At 68.4% G+C, this 18,036-nt stretch carries 15 protein-coding genes; 8 read left to right on the top strand and 7 right to left on the bottom strand.

Annotation, left to right across the window (positions count from 1 at the left end):
• Positions 1–17 precede the first annotated feature (17 nt).
• Genes V9F06_15410 through V9F06_15420 form a run of 3 tightly spaced genes read left to right on the top strand, consistent with a single transcriptional unit; the run spans position 18 to position 3,713 of the window.
• Entirely contained in the window at positions 18–1,712 is a 1,695-nt protein-coding gene (locus tag V9F06_15410; GenBank protein MEI2618997.1) for a serine hydrolase, read from the top strand.
• A gap of 44 nt (positions 1,713–1,756) precedes the next feature.
• Positions 1,757–2,998, top strand: a complete 1,242-nt coding sequence (locus V9F06_15415; protein ID MEI2618998.1) for an esterase-like activity of phytase family protein — start codon at positions 1,757–1,759, stop codon at positions 2,996–2,998.
• Between the two features lie 52 nt (positions 2,999–3,050).
• A complete protein-coding gene (locus V9F06_15420) occupies positions 3,051–3,713 on the top strand; it encodes a DUF1648 domain-containing protein (GenBank protein MEI2618999.1) in 663 nt (220 codons plus the stop codon).
• A gap of 279 nt (positions 3,714–3,992) precedes the next feature.
• Here the strand turns inward: V9F06_15420 and V9F06_15425 are convergent, their stop codons facing one another.
• Positions 3,993–5,177, bottom strand: coding sequence for an FAD-binding oxidoreductase (locus tag V9F06_15425; GenBank protein MEI2619000.1), 1,185 nt, complete (start codon positions 5,175–5,177; stop codon positions 3,993–3,995).
• A gap of 419 nt (positions 5,178–5,596) precedes the next feature.
• On the opposite strand from V9F06_15425, the gene V9F06_15430 reads away from it, so the two are divergent.
• A complete protein-coding gene (locus V9F06_15430) occupies positions 5,597–7,468 on the top strand; it encodes an AAA family ATPase (GenBank protein MEI2619001.1) in 1,872 nt (623 codons plus the stop codon).
• 418 nt (positions 7,469–7,886) lie between these two features.
• Positions 7,887–9,650, top strand: coding sequence for a methionine--tRNA ligase (gene metG / locus V9F06_15435; protein MEI2619002.1), 1,764 nt, complete (start codon positions 7,887–7,889; stop codon positions 9,648–9,650).
• On the opposite strand, the gene V9F06_15440 is transcribed toward metG, so the two are convergent.
• Together V9F06_15440 and V9F06_15445 are read right to left on the bottom strand one after the other, a co-directional pair.
• Complete coding sequence (locus V9F06_15440; GenBank protein MEI2619003.1) at positions 9,639–10,373, bottom strand: methyltransferase domain-containing protein; 735 nt, start codon at positions 10,371–10,373, stop codon at positions 9,639–9,641. The two genes, metG and V9F06_15440, sit on opposite strands and share 12 nt — an antisense overlap.
• A gap of 1,326 nt (positions 10,374–11,699) precedes the next feature.
• Positions 11,700–12,473, bottom strand: coding sequence for a siderophore-interacting protein (locus tag V9F06_15445; protein MEI2619004.1), 774 nt, complete (start codon positions 12,471–12,473; stop codon positions 11,700–11,702).
• 306 nt (positions 12,474–12,779) lie between these two features.
• Between V9F06_15445 and V9F06_15450 the strand changes: the two genes are divergently transcribed.
• Together V9F06_15450 and V9F06_15455 are read left to right on the top strand one after the other, a co-directional pair.
• Positions 12,780–13,067, top strand: a complete 288-nt coding sequence (locus tag V9F06_15450) for a ribbon-helix-helix domain-containing protein (protein MEI2619005.1) — start codon at positions 12,780–12,782, stop codon at positions 13,065–13,067.
• Positions 13,064–13,450, top strand: coding sequence for a PIN domain-containing protein (locus V9F06_15455; GenBank protein MEI2619006.1), 387 nt, complete (start codon positions 13,064–13,066; stop codon positions 13,448–13,450). Before V9F06_15450 ends, V9F06_15455 begins: the two co-directional genes overlap by 4 nt.
• A 363-nt stretch (positions 13,451–13,813) precedes the next feature.
• On the opposite strand, the gene V9F06_15460 is transcribed toward V9F06_15455, so the two are convergent.
• The 4 genes from V9F06_15460 to V9F06_15475 all read right to left on the bottom strand — a co-directional run bounded on the left by V9F06_15460 (position 13,814) and on the right by V9F06_15475 (position 17,089).
• Complete coding sequence (locus V9F06_15460; GenBank protein ID MEI2619007.1) at positions 13,814–14,614, bottom strand: energy-coupling factor transporter transmembrane component T; 801 nt, start codon at positions 14,612–14,614, stop codon at positions 13,814–13,816.
• Positions 14,611–15,456 carry an ATP-binding cassette domain-containing protein gene (locus tag V9F06_15465; protein MEI2619008.1) on the bottom strand — a complete coding sequence of 282 codons (846 nt, stop codon included), beginning with the start codon at positions 15,454–15,456 and terminating at the stop codon, positions 14,611–14,613. The genes V9F06_15460 and V9F06_15465 overlap by 4 nt, the downstream gene beginning before the upstream one ends.
• Entirely contained in the window at positions 15,453–16,343 is an 891-nt protein-coding gene (locus V9F06_15470) for an ATP-binding cassette domain-containing protein (GenBank protein MEI2619009.1), read from the bottom strand. Before V9F06_15470 ends, V9F06_15465 begins: the two co-directional genes overlap by 4 nt.
• Positions 16,344–16,456: 113 nt before the next feature.
• Positions 16,457–17,089 (bottom strand): ECF transporter S component, encoded by a 633-nt coding sequence (locus V9F06_15475; protein MEI2619010.1) that lies wholly within the window; start codon positions 17,087–17,089, stop codon positions 16,457–16,459.
• Positions 17,090–17,279: 190 nt separating this feature from the next.
• Between V9F06_15475 and ybaK the strand changes: the two genes are divergently transcribed.
• Positions 17,280–17,795, top strand: coding sequence for a Cys-tRNA(Pro) deacylase (ybaK, locus tag V9F06_15480; protein ID MEI2619011.1), 516 nt, complete (start codon positions 17,280–17,282; stop codon positions 17,793–17,795).
• Positions 17,796–18,036 lie beyond the last annotated feature (241 nt).

The raw sequence follows: 18,036 nt of genomic DNA on the forward strand, positions 1-18,036 counted from the left end.
AGTGGTGGGGCGGGGATATGCTTGAACGTGGGGTGAGGCTTGCCGCGCTGACGGCGCTCGTGGTGGTGCTGTTCGCGCCACAATTGTCTCGATCGGCCGAGGCGGCGGGGGTCGGCTACTTCGATCCGACGAGCCACACGCTGGGTGGGCCGATCCGCGAGTACTGGGAATCGCACGGCGGGCTGTGGCTGTTCGGCTACCCCGTGTCCGAGCCGTATGCCGCTCTGTCGGAAGACGGCCGGCCGATCGTCGCGCAGTACTTCGAACGGACCCGGCTGGAATACCACCCGGCGCTGGACGACACGCCCTACCGTGTCCTCGGCGGGCGCCTTGGCGCTGTGTTGACGGCGGGACGCGAACACCAGCCGGAGTTCCTGCCGGTGGCCGGGGCCGGCGCAGGTTGCGAGTATTTCGCGCCGACGGGTCATACGCTCTGCGCGCCATTCCGCGACTGGTGGCGTGACAAGGGCGGCCTGCCGATCTTCGGCTACCCGTTGTCCGAGGCGTTCGAGGAGGGCGGCTACACCGTCCAGTACTTCGAGCGCGCCCGCTTCGAGTGGCACCCGGAAAACCTCGGGACCGGCTGGGAGGTCGAGCTCGGCCACCTAGGCATCGACGATGCCCGGCGAACCGGAGCCTCGACGCTCGACGCGTTCAATGCGGCGACGCCGGTGATGACGACGCTCCGGGTCGCGACGGACCTGACGGCGAGCCCCGGTGGCGAGGTCGTCGGGACGCTGAACGCCGGGACACCCGTCCGGGTCATCGATGGGCCGCGCTCCGACCGCTATCTGGTGCAGACGCCCGGCATCACCGGCTGGGTGGCGTTCTCGACGCTGAGCTGGACGGCGCGCCCCGATCCCAGAACGACGCGGGTCGAACCGCTGGCGGCTTTCGATCCCCGCCTGGCGGGGACTGTCCGGCTGGTCGATGCCTGGCTGAGTGTTGGCATCTACGATCCGGCGTCGGGCCGACTTTATGGCGACGGGGATGGCGGGCTGATCGGGTCGGCCAGCCTGTCGAAGTCGTTGCTGCTGGTGGTCGCGCTTCGTCAGATCGAGGCCGGCCGGTTTTCGCTCGACGACGTGCGCGGGCTGATCGAGCCGATGATCATCTACTCCGACAACGACGCGCCGAACGTGCTCTGGCAGATGGTTGGCGGCGACGAGGGCGTCGAGGAGACACTGCGCGAGGCGGGCATCGACGGGTTCACCATCCGCGTCCCGTGGGACTGGGGGCAGATCGCGGCGACCGGCGCGGACTGGGCGCGCTTCTACGCGCTGCTCGGCAGCGGCCAGCTGCTCTCGCCGGATCACACGGCGCTGGCGCTGGGCTTGATGGAGAACGTGACCGGCGAGCATCGCTGGGGGGTCAGCACGCCGGGCGCGGATCGGCTGGGGATCGGCAAGAACGGCTGGTATCCGGACGATGACCCCTACGACTGGCGGATAGCCAGCGCCGGGTTCGTTGGGGCACGCGAGGGCGCGCCGGGCGTCGCGCCGCTCATCGTCGTCGTCGTCGCGCAGTACCCGGGCGAGCTCGGCGAAGAGTGGGGGATTGCGACGGCGAGCGAGCTGACGCAGATGGCGGTCGACCACGCGCGGCTACGCTGGGCGGATCACTTCTTCGACAGAGATCGGGCGTTGTCCTCGGTCAGCCGACCGCCGCTTCCGATACGGTTCCAGACGATCGGGTTCCGGTCGATGTACTGACCTGGGCGTGGCCGGCGGCGCTCCGTCTGGTAGGCTCATCCGCCATGAACGAGTGTGGCATCGGTGGACAGAGGGGCTGGCGCGGGTTCGTGGCCGGCATGGTTCTCGCGACGCTGGCGCTGGCCGGCTGTAGCGGGCCGGAGCGGGCTGCCGACGAGCCGCCTCCGCCGTCTGTTGTGACGGCGACCGCGGCGTTGCCGGCGCCGACCGAGGCGCTCCCGGGCAGTCCGACGGCGGCTGGCACGCTGGCAACCCCGACGATGCAGACACTGCCGACAGCGACGACGATTCCGACTCCGGTCAGTATCAGCAGGGCGTGCGCGCCGGGGATCGACCTGCTCGGCTTCTCCGATGCGCTGGACAAGACGGTGGTCGATGGCGTCCGGGTCGGCAACATCTCGGCGATCGCCTGGGCCGGGGGCGACGACTACCTGGGACTCTCCGATCGCGACGGGTTCGTCTATCGGATCGCGTTCCCGCTGGGTGGGACACCGAAGGCGCAGTCGGCGTTCCAGCTGACCGACGCGGCCGGCGAGCCATACCCGACCGACTCGATCGACGGCGAGGGGCTGGCTCTGGATGGCGGCGACCTGCTGGTGGCCTCGGAGGTGGGGCCGGCGGTGAACCGCTACGACTCGGCCGGCCGGCTGTTGGCTGCGTTCCCGGTTCCCCAACGCTTCCTTGTTGCGCCCGACGGGCAGGGGACGCTGAACCAGACGTTCGAGTCGCTGGCGCTCTCTGCGGACGGGCAGACGCTCTGGACGGGCAACGAGCGGCCGCTGGCCGGCGACGGCGAGGACGCCGACGGGCGCGGACGGGTGCGGCTGCTGCGCTACCGACGCGAGGGGGACACGTTCGTGCCGGACGCCGAGTACGCCTACCTGACCGAGCCGGGGCAGGGGCTGTCGGAGCTGATCGCGCTGGGCGACGGGTCGCTGCTGGCGCTGGAGCGGGGCCTCTCGCTGAAGACGGGCTTCACTGCGCAGGTCTACCGCGTGACGCTGGGGGGCGCGACCGACGTGGCGCAGATCGACGCGCTGGATGGCGCGGGGGCGACGCCGGCGACGAAGACCCTGTTCGTCGACCTGAGCCAGTGTCCGGTGACGCCCGGCGGGGGGCCGGCCGGGCCGTTCAGCCCGCTGCTGGACAACTTCGAGGGGATGACGTTCGGCCCGGATCTGGCGGACGGCCGGCACAGTCTGTTGCTGGTCAGCGACGACAACGACCAGTCGCTACAGGTGACGCGCCTGATCGTGCTGGCGATTGATCCGCGGGTGTTGCCATAATGCGACGTGCTGCGGGGGGCGTAGGGACGGGGGACAAGGGACGGGGGGACGGATGAAGCTCGATCTCCGTTGGGAGCTGCCACAGTGGCTACTGATCGCCGGGATGTTCCTCTCGACCGCGATCATCTGGCCATCGACGCCGGACCGGGTGCCGACGCACTGGAACGCGGCCGGCGAGGTGGATGGCTACGGCGGCAGGTTCATGGGGCTGCTGCTGCTGCCGCTGGTTACGCTCGGGCTCTACCTGCTGCTGTACTTCATCCCGCGGATCGACCCGAAGCGCGCAAGCTACGACTCGTTTGCCGGCGCGTATGGCGCTATCCGTATCGCCACAATTGCGCTGATGGCGGTGATCCACGCGCTGGTGTTGCTGTGGATCAAGGGGATCAAGATCAATGCGACGGTCGTCGTGCTGGGCGGCGTCGGGGTGCTGTTCATCGTCATCGGGCTGGCGATGGGCAACATACAGCCGAACTGGTTCGCCGGCATCCGCACGCCGTGGACGCTGTCGAGCAAGCGCTCGTGGGAGAAGACGCACCGCCTTGGTCGGTGGATCTTCTCCGGCATGGGGCTGGCGATGATCGGCGCCGGGTTCCTCGCTCCCGCGCTGATGCTGCCGGTGATCCTGATCGTGTCGCTCGGAGGGTCGGGCGTGCTGGTGGCCTACTCCTACGTCCAGTGGCGCAACGACCCGGACCGACGGGACGGGGGATGAGGGGCCAGGGGATGATCGCCGAGGGGGACGATTCGTACGGACAGGACCCGGCCTGTCCACGCCGTGAGGCGTCACCCACCCGTTAATTGCCCACCATGCCAGACAGGGATGTATCGTCCCGATTCCCGATTCCCGATCCGTAAGGGATTGGGAATTGGGAATGAGCGTGGGGCCACGTCTGGTGTGTTCATGGGTCGGCGTGGGGGTGGCGCCTCACGGCGCGGACAGGCCCAGGCCTGTCCCTACGGACCTTGGCTTCTCGCTCCCCCGTCCCTTCGCTTACCGCGAGATGGTTTGCTGGGTGAGGTCGTAGTCGTGCTCGTCGCGCCAGAGGCGGCCTTCGGCGACGCGCGATGGGCGGAAGGGCGTCAGGTCGACGGTGCTGGCGGCGCCCTGGGTGATCAGCTCGCTGAGGCAGAGGCCGATCGCGGGGGCGGTCTTGAAGCAGGTGCCACTGTCGCCGGTCATCGTGTAGAGGCCGTCGAGCTGCTCTAGCCGGCCGATCAGGGGCCGGCCGTCCGGGCTCATCGAGAGCGCGCCGGCCCAGTTGCCCCGCATCGTGCTGTGCGCCATCGTCGGGAAGCGCCGAATCAGCTGGCCACGGGTGGCGTCGATCTGCCGCTGGGTGAGCGACTCGCTGATGTTGCCGAGGTCGATCGGATCCACCTGCGCCACCTCTGCGCCGCCGAGCGTGCAGTTGCCGTCGGTCGGTCGCGCCCAGGTGCCGTTGATGTGGTCGATGTAGGTGATGTGGCTGGACGGGCGCTCGTATGCCCAGCGGAAGACGGCGACGCGGGCCGGGATCGGCCGCAGGCCGAGGTCGATGCCGAGCGGGTCGAACAGCTGGTTGGTCCACGCGCCGGCCGCGACGACGACGATGGGCGCCTGGATCGTGCCGCGTGACGTCTCGACGCCCGTGACCCGGCCGGCCTCGCTGAGGATGCCGGTGACCGGCGTGTCCAGCTGGATCTCGACGCCCAGCGCCTGCGCCGCGCGGGCGAACCCGTAGACGGTCGCGTTCGGGTCGGCGTAGCCAGAGCCCGGCTCCCAGGCGACGACATCGACGTCGTCGAGATAGAGCGAGGGGTCGAGCTCGCGGGCGTCGGCAGCGCTGATGAGCCGGGTGTCGACGCCGGCCTCCTGCTGCATCGCCAGGTTGGCCTCCAGGTCGGCGCGCTGCTCGCGAGCGACGAAGACGAGTAGGCCGATCGGCCGGAACCCGCAATCTCCACCGATGAGATCGCTCCAGTTGCGGAAGTAGTCGAGGCTGACGCGAGCCAGGCGTGTCTCCGGCTCGTTGGTGTAGTGCATCCGCACCAGCGCGCCGCTCTTGCCGCTCGCGCCGGCCGCCAGATGGTCGCGCTCGACGACGACGATCTTGCCGGCCCCCGCCTTCGCCAGGTGGTACGCCGTGCTCATCCCGTTCACCCCTGCGCCAACAACCACGATATCCGCTGTCTGCATGCTGCCTCCCTCCGGCTACGGCGCAGATGATAGCCGAACGGGGGGACGAGGGACGAGGAGCCAAGGTTCGTACGGACAGGACCCGGCCTGTCCACGCCGTGAGGCGTCACCCACCCGTTGATTGCCCACCATGCCAGGCAGGGATGTATCGTCCCGATTCCCGATTCCCGATCCGTAAGGGATTGGGAATTGGGAATGAGCGTGGGGCCACGTCTGGCGTGTCTGTCGGCCGGCGTTGGGGGTGGCGCCTCACGGCGCGGACAGGCCTATCCCTCATCCCCCGTCCCCCATCCCTCATCCCCCCAATCCCCATCCCTGACACCCAATGTCCCATTTTTCGGTCCAGATCCCGTTCGAATAGTAGGGGGGTATGCGCTCCCCATCCGGAATCCGGGCGTCGAACAGAAGGGATGGCTGACGTGACAAGCTGGGAACCGCCGCGTATGTCTGACGAGGACATCGAGTTTCTGGTCGGCTTCGATGATGACGGGCTGGCGCAGCCGACAGGGCCGGCCCCGTCGCCGCAACCACGAGCGCGTCGGCGCTCGGCGCGGATCGTGCCGCTGGATCTGCGGGCGATCGAGCCGGAGGCAGTGCGCTGGCTGTGGCCGGGCTGGCTGGCGCGTGGCAAGCTGCATATCCTCGGCGGTCATCCGGGCGATGGCAAGAGCACGCTGGCGATCGCTGTCGCCGCCAATCTCTCCACTGGCGGAAGCTGGCCGGATGGCGGCCGCGCCCCACTGGGCCGCGCGCTGATCATGCCGGCCGAAGATGGCATTGCCGACACCGTCATCCCCCGCCTGCGCGAGCACCATGCCGACACGGCCCGTGTCGCGGTGGCGACGACGATGGACGACGCCGGCCGGGAGCGGCTGATCGACCTCACCCGCGACATCTCCGCGCTGGAGGAGGTGCTCGTCGCCAATCAGTACGACCTGCTCGTCATCGACCCGTTGACCGGCTATATGCCCGGCTCCGACCGCAACGCCGAGGGCGCCGTGCGCGACATCCTCACCCCGCTGGCGGCGATGGCTGACCGGACGGGGACGGCGCTGCTGGCAATCATGCACGTCGGCAAGCCCAGCGGGATCAGCCGCCGGCCGCTGCAGCAGCTCCTCGGCGCGACAGCCTTCGGCGCGGTCGCCCGGCTCGTCTGGATGACTGCGCCGGCCCCCGGCGAGACCGATGGCCCCGAACGCCGGGCGCTGGGCGTCGTCAAGAGCAACCTGGCCGAGCGCCCACGCGCGCTGGAGTGGAGCCGCGACCGCGACGCCGCCATCCAGTGGCACGGCGATGCCAGCGCGTCGATCGAAGCCCTCCTGCGTGAGAGTGGCGTCGAGGCGAAGCGCCTGCCCCGCGACGACGCCCGCGAGTTCCTGCTGGACCTGCTGGGAGATGGCGAGCCGCTACTGGCGACGGACATCCAGGAGGCGGCCAGAGTGGAGGGCATTGCCTGGCGCACCGTGCGTCGCGCCGCCGACGGCCTGCCGATCGCGAAGCGGAAGGTGACGAACGCTGGACAGGCCCACTACTTCTGGGAGTTGACTCCGACGAGCGTGGCCAGCTTGTCCACTTCCATACCTGAGGGAGTGGACAACCTGGACAACCTCGTTACGAGAGAGGTCAGCGTGGCCAGCTTGTCCACTTCCATACCTGAGGAAGTGGACAACCTGGACAACCTCGTCACGAGAGAGGCCAGCGTGGCCAGCTTGTCCACTTCCATACCTGAGGGAGTGGACAACCTGGACAACCTCGTTACCAGAGAGGCCAGCGTGGCCAGCTTGTCCACTTCCATACCTGAGGAAGTGGACAAGCTGTCCAACGCCGGAGGCAGCCCAACGCTGGAGAGATCCTTCGCTGCGGCTCAGGATGACAGCGGGACAGGGGGGCTGCCGATCCGGTGGGCCGGTGGCAATGCCGCCCTCGGGATCGTGATCTCCCCGGCCAGCGAGGACCCCTGGCGTGTTGAGACCACGCCGCCTCCTCCGACGCCGCTGAAGATCCGCGACATCCTCAAGATCGAGGATCGCGAGAAGCGTCGCCGGCTCCTGCGGCTGCACCCGGTTTCGACCCGCCAGGCGGCGATCGACTGGTGTCAGCAGCACGCCACCCGCATGTCGCCCGAGGTTCACTTCGACCTGCTGGCGCTGGAGGTGGACGACACGACCCCGCAGCGCCAAGGTTCACCGCCGCACGCTATCCCCGACCAGGCGTTCTGCAGCGTCTGTAGCAACCTGCTGCCACTGCCGGCCGACCGCGCCCGCGGCCACCACCTGGGCTGCGTCGCCTGAGCGGATTGTCATCCTGAGGCGACAGCCGAAGGATCCGTTCCCTGCCCGTGCGGCTCCAGCGGGGGACGGATTCTTCACTCCGCTCAGAATGACAGAGGGTGGGCGGGGTCGGCTTCCGAGCTGGCCGGTGTGCCACGTTGGCGTTGACGTTCCATTGAGCGTTCTGATTCCCAATTCCTAATCCCTAAGGGATTGGGAATTGGGAATCCGCGTGCGCTCTCGTCTGGCATGGTCGTGGGCCGACCGGGGGTGGTCGCCTGCGGGCGACGGACAGGCCCGGTCCTGTCCCTACGAACCCGTAACCCCCCGTCCCCCGTCCCCCGTCCCCCGTCCCCCATCCCTGCGTTCGGCTATCCTTAGCGGTGGCGTCGGGGTTGGCCGGCGTGGTTGCGTCGCGAGATGTAGACGGATAGACGAGATGAACGAAACGATCGCTGTCTTCGTGGCCTGGCCCTATGTCAATGGCGATCCCCACCTCGGGCACGTCGCCGGCGCATACCTGCCGTCGGATATCTTCGCCCGCTACCATCGCCTGCGCGGCAACCGCGTCCTGATGGCCTCCGGCAGCGACACCCACGGCACGCCGATCACCATCGGCGCAGAGCGGGCCGGCGTCTCGCCCCGCGAGTTCTTCGAGCAGTACCACCGGCGCTACATCGCCGCCTGGCAGCAGCTCGGCATCTCGTTCGACCTGTTCACCCACACCGACACCGAGAACCACTTCCGCGTCTCGCAGGACATCTTCCGTGACCTCTACGAGAAGGGCCACATCACCCTGCACGCCGTCCAGCAGCTCTTCTGCGAGGTCGACCAGCGCTTCCTGCCGGATCGCTACGTCGAAGGCACCTGCCCCTTCTGCGGCTACACCAACGCCCGTGGCGACCAGTGCGACAACTGCGGCCACACGCTCGACGCCACCGACCTGATCGACCCGCGCTGCAAGCTCTGCGGCAGCACCCCGGTCATCCGCGACACCGAGCACTTCTTCTTCGACCTGCCGGCCTTCGAGAAGCGCCTGCTCGACTACATCAACACCCAGCACCACTGGCGGCCGAACGTGCAGAACTTCGTCCGCAACTGGCTGCACGAGGGCCTGCTGCCCCGCCCCGTCTCCCGTGATATCGAGTGGGGCATCCCCGTCCCGGTCGAGGGATACGAGCACAAGATCATCTACGTCTGGTTCGAGGCGGTCATCGGCTACCTCTCGGCCAGCATCGAGTGGGCCGCCAACACCGGCCAGCCCGAGGCCTGGCGCGACTGGTGGAACGACCCCGAGGCGCGCGCCTACCACTTCATCGGCAAGGACAACATCCCCTTCCACGCCATCATCTGGCCGGCCGAGCTCATGGCCTACGACCCGGAGCTCGTCCTGCCCTACGACGTCCCCGCCAACGAGTTCCTCAACCTCGAAGGCCGCCAGTTCAGCACCAGCCGCAACTGGGCCGTCTGGCTGCCCGACTACCTCTCGCGCTACGCCCCCGACCCGCTGCGCTACTACGTCGCCGCCATCGCGCCGGAAACGCGCGACAGCGAGTTCACCTGGGCCGGCTATGTCGAGCGCAACAACAACGAGCTCGTCGCCGCCTGGGGCAACCTCGTCAACCGCGTCGTCTCCTTCGCCCACCGCCACTGGGGCGGCGTCGTCCCGACCCCCGGCGAGCTGGGAGAGCGCGACCGCGAGCTGCTGGCCACGATCGAGGCCGGCTTCACCACCGTCGGCGACCACTTCGGCCGCGTCGAATTGCGCGAAGGTCTGCGCCAGTCGATGGCGCTGGCCCGCGAGGTGAACCGCTACCTCGATGAGACCGCCCCCTGGTTCGCAGTGAAGGAGGATAAGGACGCCGCCGCCACCAGCGTCTACGTCGCGCTAAACGCGATCGACTCGCTCAAGCTGCTGCTGGCGCCGGTGCTGCCGTTCACCAGCGAGCGCGTCCACCAGTTCCTCGGCTACGACGACTCCCTCTTCGGCGATCTCACCATCACCGAGTATCAGGAGGAGACGCGCAACCACCTGGCGCTGACCTACCAGCCGCTGCCCGTCGAGGGCGTCGTTGACCGTTGGAAGCCCAGCAGCCTGCCGGCCGGCCAGACGCTCCGCAAGCCCAGCGTCCTCTTCCAGAAGCTGGACGAATCGGTTGTCGAGGAAGAGCGCGCCCGCCTGGAGGCTGCCTCAGCCGACTAGCCCGCGCCGCAGCCGCCGCACCGTCACGACCGTCCCGCTGTCCTCCGGGTCGTGCCATGGGCCGGTGTGTGTCCGCGAATCCCCGTGCCAGCCGCGTTCGGCCGCCAGCTCGACGAAGCGGCCGGCAACGGCGCGCCCCGGCTCGGCCAGCCAGAGCAGCCCACCTGGCGACACCAGCCGCGTCAGCAGCTCCAGCAGCGGCTCGACATCGCGCGACTCGTAGAGGACATCGGCAGCCAGCACGACAGGGAACGGAGGTAGCGCCAGCAGCTCCTCGCCCGGTTCGCGCCAGTTGCAGCGGATAGTGGCCGGCTCGCGCCCCGCGTTCAGCAGCGCGTTCAGCCGGCACAGCGCCAGCGCCTCCGGGGCGTAGTCCGCGACGGTCAGCACTGCCCCGGCCCGCAGCGCCATCGCTGCCGTGATCCCGATGCCAGAGCCGAGCTCGAACGTTGGTTGGCCGGCCAGCAGCCCCGGCTCAGCGACGATCTCGTCGGCTAGCGCCACCCCGCTGGGCCAGATCTCCGCCCAGTAGGGCAGGTTCTGCTCCGGGTCATCCTGCACAGCGTCCAACAGCCGGTCCATGTCGTCCGGCTTGACGATCGCCAGCGTCTCGTCGCACTCCGGCAGCCGCACGGCGATATCGCGCGCCTGCATCGCCGCGCCCAGCTCGCGGCGCAGCCCCTCGATCCGCCCCGCCACCCGTCCCCCACTCCCCTCGCTCATCCCGACCCCGCCTCTTTGTCATGCTGAGCCTCAGCGAAGCATCTCCCCCCGCTGGATGCGATCGAACGCAGGAGAGATCCTTCGCGTGCGCGCTCAGGATGACAAGCTAGCGGGCTGGCTGCCGAACCCTGCCTCTTTGTCATTCACTGCCCGGAGGGCGCCCGCGCAGCCGAAGAATCTCCCCACGCTGGAAACAGTCGAACGCAGGAGAGATCCTTCACTGCGGTTCAGGATGACAAACCAGCGGGGCCGACAGCCACCCCAGCCCCCGCCTCCTTGTCATTCTGAGGCCGCAGCCGAAGAATCTCCCACTCTGGATGCACTCGAACACAGGAGAGATCCTTCACTGCGGTTCAGGATGACAAACCAGCGGGCTGGCTGCCGAACCCTGCCTCTTTGTCATTCTGAGGCCGCAGCCGAAGAATCTCCCCACTCTGGATGCGATCGAACGTGGGGGAGATCCTTCACTGCGGTTCAGGATGACAAGCTAGCGGGCTGGCTGCCGAACCCTGCCTCTTTGTCATGCTGAGCCTCAGCGAAGAATCTCCCCCGCTGGATGCACTCGAACGCAGGAGAGATCCTTCACTGCGGTTCAGGATGACAATACGCGAGCGTGGCCGGAGCGGCAGCATCCCCCGCCTCTTTGTCATTCTGAGGCCGCAGCCGAAGAATCTCCCCACGCTGGATGCACTCGAACACAGGAGAGATCCTTCGCGTGCGCGCTCAGGATGACAAGCTAGCGGGCTGGCTGCCGAACCCCGCCTCCTTGTCATTCTGAGGCCGCAGCCGAAGAATCTCCCCACGCTGGATGCAGTCGAACGCAGGAGAGATCCTTCGCGTGCGCGTTCAGGATGACAAGCTAGCGGGCTGGCTGCCGAACCCTGCCTCTTTGTCATTCTGAGGCCGCAGCCGAAGAATCTCCCCACGCTGGATGCACTCGAACGCAGGACGCGAGCGTGGCCGGAGCGGCAGCATCCCCCGCCTCTTTGTCATTCACTGCCCGGAGGGCGCCCGCGCAGCCGAAGAATCTCCCCCCGCTGGATGCGATCGAACGCAGGAGAGATCCTTCACTGCGGTTCAGGATGACAAGCTAGCGGGCTGGCTGCCGAACCCTGCCTCCTTGTCATTCTGAGGCCGCAGCCGAAGAATCTCCCCACGCTGGAAACAGTCGAACGCAGGAGAGATCCTTCGCGTGCGCGCTCAGGATGACAAACCAGCGGGAGTAGCTACCGATCCCCCGCCTCTTTGTCATTCACTGCCCGGAGGGCGCCCGCGCAGCCGAAGAATCCGTCCCCCAATCGGGTCGTTGAATCGCCAGCCCCGGGGCTACTCCTCGATCGGCTCGTGGTGGTCGTGGTTGGCCGTGCCACGCTTCCAGTGACCGTTGAAGCGCAGCTGCTCCCGCGCGATGCCCCGTTCGTTGATCAGGTGCCGCCGGATATCGCGCAGCGTCGCCGCCTCGCCGGCCAGCCAGAACGCGCCGTCGCCCTCCGGGAACTCGAGCGCCCGGGTCGCGTCCAGCTGCAGGCTGGTCGTCCCCGCCTCCGCGCCGTTGCGGTGTGTCCACGTCACCGACACGTCCGCCGCCGAGCGCAGGTCCTGCTCCTCCTCGGGAGACGCGACCTCGATGATCGCGATCGCCGTCGCGCCGGTCGGCAGCTCCTCAAGCCGCCGGCCGATCGACGGCAGCGCCGTCTCGTCGCCAGCGAAGAAGTACCACGGCTCCTCGTCGGAGACGACCCGCGAACCACGCGGCCCCGCCACACCCAGGAAGTCGCCCGGCTTCGCGTTCTCTGCCCACGTCGAGGCCGGCCCCGACCCGTGGATCACGAAGTCGATCGTCAGCTCGCCCCGCTCCGCGTCGAAGGAGCGCGGCGTGTAGTCGCGGCTCGGCGACCGCTCGACCCCCTCGGCCACCGGCCCCATCACCGGCCGCTCGCCCTGCGTCAGAGGAAAGAACACCTTGATATGGTCATCAGCCGCGCCCGAGATGAACCCCTCCAGCTCCGGCCCGCCAAAGATCGCCCGCACCATCCTCGGCGTAATGCGCTCAACCTGCCGCGCCTCCAGGGTCCTGAACACCAGCGGATACGAAGGCAATAGACGCTCCTCATCCATACACACAACGCGGCCAGCACAGCCCGGCCGCGAATCTGTTGACTCTCGCGGAAAAAGCGCGATATGCACCCTTCCCTGATGAGCATGACTAAACCCGAGTATGATAGTCGGGATTAGCCTACCTGATGAGCGCATCGCTGACAAGGCTGCCGCCCCTGCTCCACCCGAACACGCCCATTCCTGATTCCCGGTCCTTATAGGATCGGGAATCGGGAATCCGACCGACGGAGTCATTCCGTGTGCGCGATCGTGTGCTATGCTCAGCACACACAGATCAGGGAGGCCCGCATGAGCGTTCGTATCCACGTCATCCTGCCCGAGGAGCTCGTCGCGGAGATCGACGAACTGGTCGGGCCACGCCGTCGCAGCGAGTTCATCGCCGAAACGCTGGAGGCTGCTGTCCGTCGCGAACGCTTTCGCGATGCGCTGGCCCGGACCGCCGGCCGTCTCGATCTGAGCGACTATCCCGAATGGTCGACACCCGAGAAAACCGCCGACTGGGTTCGCCGCTCCCGCGAGCTGGACGATGCGCTGTTCGATCAGGAGCCTGGTGACCGGGCCAGAGTCGGCGTGTGACCCTCTTCCTGCTCGATTCCAACATCGTGATCGACGTCCTCGGCGGAGATAGCGGGGCGCTGCGCCTGATCGACCAGCTCGACGACGCCGGCGCCGTCTTCGGTGCGTGCGACATCGTTCTCGCCGAAGTCCTCACTGGCGTCCACGAACGCGACCGCCCCCTCGTTCTCGACTTCCTCCGGAACCTGCGCTTCCTGGCCTCGACCCGGGAGATCGGAGAACAGGCCGGGCTCTGGCGGCACGACTACGCCCGCCGCGGGATCGCGTTGTCGGTCCCCGACCTCCTGATCGCTGCCACTGCGCTGGTGTACGACGCGAGCCTCATCACTCGGAACCTTCGCCACTTCCCGATGCTCGGAGTGCGAGCGCTCTCTCCAGACTAGCTCCTCCAACCCCCCTCGGCGCTCGCTTCTCCGTCATCCTTCGTGGGCCGGCAACGTCTAGGCTGTCCGATCAGCAGCCACCCGCTTGCCTTGTCATCCTGAGGCCGCAGCCGAAGGATCTCCCACCCGTCCGGTGCCAGTGCAACGCAGGAGAGATCTTTCGCGTGCGCGCTCAAGATGACAAGCCATACGGGGTGAATGTCGATTGGATAGTCTGGCGCTGACAGCCTACTGAGCCTCAGCCGAAGGATCTCCCACCCGTCCGGTGCCAGTCCAACGCAGGAGAGATCTTTCGCGTGCGCGCTCAAGATGACAAGCCAAACACCGGCCTATCGATCAGACAGCCTGACGTTGACAGCCCCCTCAGAACCCCAGCAGCGACAGCCCCAACCCGTGCATGAATGTCAGCCACAGCAGCCCCGCCGAGCCCAGCACGGCGATCGCCAGCGCCAGCCAGTCGGCCGGCCGCATCCGGATGTCGCGCAGCACCGTCCGCTGACGGTTGGCCCCGAATCCGCGCGACTCCAGCGTCATCGCCAGCTGCTCGCTCGCCCGGAGCGCGCTCACCAGCGCCGCGACGAGGATCGGCAGCATCTGCCGGGCGCGACGCAGCCACCAGCCATGCAGCACCAGCCCACGCGCCTGCTGCGCGTCGGTGATCGTCGACCAGGTGCCAGCGAACGTCGGGATGAAGCGCAGCGCGATCGTCAACGCCATCCCCCAGCGGTAGGGCAGCCCCAGCCTGACGAACCCCCGCACCAGGTCGCGCGCGTCGGTCGTGCCGATCCAGAGGACGAACAAGAAGTTGATCCCCGCGATCCGCAGCGCGTTCGCCACGCCCCGCAGCAGCCCGTTGTCGGTCACCTCGACCGGCCCGATCTGGAACAGCGTCGTCCCGCTATGGTCGAAGAGCGGCCAGACGATGACGATCAGGATCAGCAGCAGCGCGATTGCCCGCCAGGCCGTCGCCAGCCGCTCCCACGGGTAGCCGGCCGTCAGCAGGACCACGTGGATCAGCAGCAGCGCCCCGGCCAGCAGCGGCAGATTAATCCAGAAGAACAGCGTCACGCCGGCCAGCGTTAGCGCCGCGAGCTTCACCCGCGAGTCGAGCCGGTGCAGCCAGGAGTCGCCCGCGACGTAGAACTCCAGCGCGTTCGCCGTCATCGCCGGCCCGCCAGTAGCTCCGCGCACGCCGCCACGAAGGCGTCCGGCGTCGCCACCCTGGCCGGCATCCCCAGCGGCCGCAGCGCCTGCGCCAGCCGCGCCGCCTCGGGTGGGTCGAGACTGGTCGTTGCCAGCAGCTCCGGCTGGTCGAACAGCGCCTGCGGTGTGTCATCGCCAACGATCCTGCCCTGCCGCAGGACGACCATCCGGTCCGCGTGGGCAGCGACGAGCGGCATCTCGTGGGTGATCAGAATCACCAGCCGGCCCTCGCCGACCAGCCCGCGCAGCATCGCCATCAGCTCCTCGGTGCGCCGGTGGTCCAGCCCGCCGGTCGGCTCGTCGAGCACCAGCGCGCGCGGGTTCATCGCCATCACCGCCGCCAGCGCCGTCAGCCGCCGCAGCCCCCGCCCCAGCGACGCAGGGTGCCGGCCAGAGATCGTGTCCAGCCCGAAGCGACCCAGCGTCTCCTCCACGCGCCCGGCCAGCGCCGCGCCCTCAAGGCCGAGCTGGCGGGGCCCCCACTCCACCTCCGCCCGCACCGTCGGCAGGAAGAGCTGGTGGTCGGGGTTCTGGAAGACGTAGCCAACCCGCGCGGCCAGCCGGCCGACTGCCTCCGTCCGCGTGTCGATGCCGGTCACCGTCACGCGCCCGGCGTCCGGCTTCAGCAGCCCGTTGAGGTGCCGCGCCAGCGTTGATTTGCCCGACCCGTTCTGCCCCACCAGCGCGACGAGCTGGCCGGCCGGCAGCCGCAGCGAAACGTCGACCAACGCCGGCCTCGGTGGCGCCCCTGGCGCGACGTAGGCGTAGGAGATGTCCTCAACCTCGATCAGCGGCTCGCTCACCGCGCGTCCGTCTCACGCAGCGCGCCGGAGAGCGTCGTCAGCGCGTCGTCATGCTCGACGAAGGCGAACGCCGTGCCTGAGCGCGCGTTCAGGCCGGCCGCGATCCAGGCGGCAGCCGGGACGCCAACGCCGATCTCCACCAGCGGCCCCGGGTCGCGATACAACCGGTGTGGCTCGTCGATCGCGACAATCCGCCCCTCGTCGAGCACCGCCACCCGGTCCGCCAGCCGGGCCAGCACGTCCGGGTCGCGCTCGACCATGACGACCGTCATCCCCGCCTCGCGCGCGCGCAGGTCGGCCACCACCTGGGTAATCTCGCGCCGCCCGACCGGGTCCAGCTCGGCGGTCGGCTCATCCAGCACCAGCACGCGCGGCAGCATCGCCAGCACCGACGCGATCCCGATGCGCTGCTTCTGCCCACCGGAGAGCTGGCTGGCCGAGCGATGCCGCGCGTCCGTCATCCCGACGACATCCAGCGCCCAGACCAGCCGCTCCTCGATCTCGCGCGGATCGACCCCGAGATTCTCCGGCCCGAATGCGATCTCGTCCTCAACCGTCAGCCCGATGAGGTTCGCCTCCGGGTCCTGGAAGATGACGCCCACTCGCGTCGCGAGCCGCGGGATTGGCACCCGCTTGGTGTTCCAGTCGCCGATCCAGACGTCGCCGCGGATCGTCCCGCCCGTCTGCTGCGGAACCAGCCCGTTCAGCGCCAGGCAGAGCGTCGTCTTCCCGCTGCCGGTCGTCCCGGTGATGCCCAGCAGCTCGCCCTCGGCCACCTCCAGCGACACGCCGGCCAGCGCACAGCGCGGCTCCTCCCCCTGCTCGGGGTCGAAGACCGGATAGCGATAGTGCAGGTTGTCGATGCGGATGGCGACGGACTCAGCCACAGATCATGCGCTCCCCCGGGTCAACGCGACGCGAGGGAATCATATCCGTCAGCATCCACGCCGCATACAGAAGTGCCCCTCCCCATCGTGGAGAGGGGCGTGGAACCCCGTGCCTATTCCTCGGTCCAGCTCGGGCCGGCGCCCCAACGACGGACCGGCGGGTACGCCTGGCGAATTGCCATGATCAACGGGACAGCGATGATCGCGGCGATCAGCACCTGGAACGTGTTCGGCCAGACGGCAGCCGCCGCGGTGGCGATGGCGGACTTGCCCTCGTCTGCCTGAAACGAGCTGAATGAGCCGGCCGAGATCAGAAGCCATTGATACAGGAAATACCCGATGACAACGATTGCGCCACCGACGATGACAGCGACGATCGTCCGCGTCAGCCCACCGCGCCAGGCGATCAGGCCGGCCACGAACGCCTGCAGCCCGTGGATGACGAACGTGCCGGGCGCCCATGCGCCGTAGCCGCTCGAGAGGTCGGCCAGCGCCGTGCCAGCCCCGCCGGACACCCCGCCGACGATCGGCCCGAACAGGAACGCCGCGACGTAGAGCGCGATGTCCCCGAAGTGGATATAGCCACCCGGCCCGATCGTGATCTGCACCACGCGGGTCATGACGAAGACGACGGCGATCATCACCGCCGCAGCCGCGATCAGCCGGACATCGAACCCGCCGATGTCGCTCGCGCTGACGTTGCGCGGCCCGTCATTCCCGGAGCCCTTGGTCTTGTCGAAGCTCACAGCGCCCACTCCCCCTCTGATCCGCTGTCCGCCCGGACCCGTCGCACGAAGGGCAGGCAGCAGCGTCGATCGCAACACGTCGATACGCCCATGCTGCCGCACCCGGCTCGGTCCAGAAACATCCAATTGGAGCCATCCAACCGGGCTGGCGAGATAGCCCGCGCGTGTATGATCGCCCCGAGGAGTCGGCGTGGGAGATCGAACAACGGGCAGGCGAACCATGCGGGGCATATCGACACCGGCGATCGCGGTGGCGCGGAAGGCCGGGATCGAGTTCTCGGTCCAGTCCTACGAGGTGGCCGGCGAGCACGGACCCGAGGGTTGGGGCGTCGAAGCGGCCAGAGCGTTGGGCCTCGACCCTGCGCGTGTCTTCAAGACGCTCATCGTCCTCTTAGACGGTGGGCGTCTCGCGGTGACGATCATCCCGGTGGCTGCCAGGTTGCGCCCGAAGTCGGCTGCCGCGGCGTTCGGCGCGCGCGAAGCGCATCTGGCTGCGGCGCACGATGCCGAGCGCGCGACAGGCTACGTCCTCGGCGGGATCAGCCCGCTGGGGCAACGCCGGAAGCTGTCGGCGGCGCTCGACGCCTCCGCGTTCGACTTCCCGACGATCCACGTCAGCGCCGGCCAGCGCGGCCTGCAGATCGAGCTTTCGCCGCACGACCTCGCGCGCCTCATCAGCGCGACCACCGCTTCGCTGACCAGTTGAGGGTGACATGAGGGCTGCATAAAGAGGAAAGGCCCCGACAAGCCGCTCCGTCTCGACGCGCGCCTGTCGCCTCTGACCGCCCGCCCGGCAAGCCGGACGATGGTAGATTCCAACAGCCGGGTCGGCAGCAAGCCGCCTCCCCGATCCAGACCCTCCGCGGTCAGCCGCTCGACCAGGCTTACGCCCATCTCACGACCCCGGTTGAGGAGTCCAGGCCCATCCGCCAGACAGAAAACCGTCG

This window comes from Thermomicrobiales bacterium, assembly GCA_037045155.1.
GTDB lineage: Bacteria > Chloroflexota > Chloroflexia > Thermomicrobiales > CFX8 > JAMLIA01.

Excerpts from the sequence above, each read along its gene's own strand:
- V9F06_15420 (MEI2618999.1), top strand. The coding sequence starts at position 3,051 with ATGAAGCTCGATCTCCGTTGGGAGCTGCCACAGTGGCTACTGATCGCC.
- metG (MEI2619002.1), top strand. The coding sequence starts at position 7,887 with ATGAACGAAACGATCGCTGTCTTCGTGGCCTGGCCCTATGTCAATGGC.
- V9F06_15440 (MEI2619003.1), bottom strand. The coding sequence starts at position 10,373 with ATGAGCGAGGGGAGTGGGGGACGGGTGGCGGGGCGGATCGAGGGGCTG.
- V9F06_15410 (MEI2618997.1), top strand. The coding sequence starts at position 18 with ATGCTTGAACGTGGGGTGAGGCTTGCCGCGCTGACGGCGCTCGTGGTG.
- V9F06_15425 (MEI2619000.1), bottom strand. The coding sequence starts at position 5,177 with ATGCAGACAGCGGATATCGTGGTTGTTGGCGCAGGGGTGAACGGGATG.
- V9F06_15415 (MEI2618998.1), top strand. The coding sequence starts at position 1,757 with ATGAACGAGTGTGGCATCGGTGGACAGAGGGGCTGGCGCGGGTTCGTG.
- V9F06_15460 (MEI2619007.1), bottom strand. The coding sequence starts at position 14,614 with ATGACGGCGAACGCGCTGGAGTTCTACGTCGCGGGCGACTCCTGGCTG.
- V9F06_15450 (MEI2619005.1), top strand. The coding sequence starts at position 12,780 with ATGAGCGTTCGTATCCACGTCATCCTGCCCGAGGAGCTCGTCGCGGAG.